Here is a 1,196-nt window from a genome sequence, read left to right on the forward strand (position 1 = left end):
CCCCAATTGTCAAATCAAGTGCAACACAGGACAGTAAGGCGTAAGCATAACCGGATGCATGTTCTTGAAGACCTGTGTTTTGAAGACCTGGGCGGCGCTAGCATAGCCCAGGGATTTACGTAAGCGATGGTTAAGTGCGTTTTGAATGGCTTGGATCGTTGGTAGATCAAAGTTCTTGAGAGAGATGCCCTTCGGAATGTACTCACGGATGAGACCGTTGAGATTCTCATTAGACCCTCGTTCAGAGGGCGTATAAGGATGAGCGAAGTAAACTTTGGTTCCTTGGACCTGATCTAGCTCGGCAAATTCACTGCCATTGTCAAATGTGATTGACTGGAAGTTCTTAGGACCATAGGCCGTAATGACCCCTTGAAGTGCCTGGCGGCAAGTGTCAGCGTGGTAGTCAGGAATCTTAACGATGATTTCAAAACGACTGACACGCTCGGTTAATGTCATCAGTGCGGGCTCGCTAGCAACCCGCTTGCCCTTAACTAGGTCTCCTTCCCAGTCACCCACCAAGATGCGTTGGTCGACGATAGCTGGTCGCTCATCGATTGAGCTACCCAATATCTTCTTATTCTTTCGGGAGCGAGTTCGACGAGTGCTCTTTACTCGGCGACGAAGCTTGACTGGTAAATCAGCGTTACAGAGGTCGAGATAACCTAAATCAATGTACCGATAAACCGTGGGGGTCGATGGACACGGCTTGTCCGGATAAAGTTGATGGAATCGGTGGACGAAGCTATCGACACTATCGACTCTAATCTTGGTTTTGAGTGCTTGGACTAACAGCTTGAAGAAGAGCCAGCAACGCTTTAGTAAACCCTTAGAATGGCATTTAAGGCGGTCTTTTTCATAGACAGCCTGTCCTGCTTCAGCAAAATATTGATAGTATGGCAGATAGTCGGAGTTAAGCTGGCGAACCGTGCCACGCTTGATTTCGCGTGAGATAGTACTGGGATTTCGATGAAGATTACGAGCAATTTGGCGAACAGATTGGTGGTCCTTCAAGAACGCTTCAATTTGGCCACGCTCTTCGGCAGAGAGTTGTTGGTAAGTAATGGTAGTGGTATGATTTGACTGGGTCATGGAGATACCTCTTTCTTTTTGGTTTGGTCGCTTAAAAGTATAGGTCTCCATGGCCTATTTGTTTACCCTTAATGTCTTAAGGGGTGTTGCACTTCAATTTTAAATCG

At 47.0% G+C, this 1,196-nt stretch carries 1 protein-coding gene; it reads right to left on the bottom strand.

Features of this window, described 5'->3' with window-relative positions; genetic code table 11:
• Window positions 1-9: 9 nt before the first annotated feature.
• Window positions 10-1,089: an IS30 family transposase gene (locus FD07_RS11885; protein WP_056990137.1), complete on the bottom strand. Its 1,080-nt coding sequence runs from the start codon at window positions 1,087-1,089 to the stop codon at window positions 10-12.
• Between the last annotated feature and the right edge of the window lie 107 nt (window positions 1,090-1,196).

The organism is Levilactobacillus parabrevis ATCC 53295, from assembly GCF_001434055.1.
GTDB lineage: Bacteria > Bacillota > Bacilli > Lactobacillales > Lactobacillaceae > Levilactobacillus > Levilactobacillus parabrevis.

Bases quoted from the DNA above. Each gene is read 5' to 3' on its own strand.
- FD07_RS11885 (WP_056990137.1), bottom strand. From the start codon at position 1,089: ATGACCCAGTCAAATCATACCACTACCATTACTTACCAACAACTCTCT.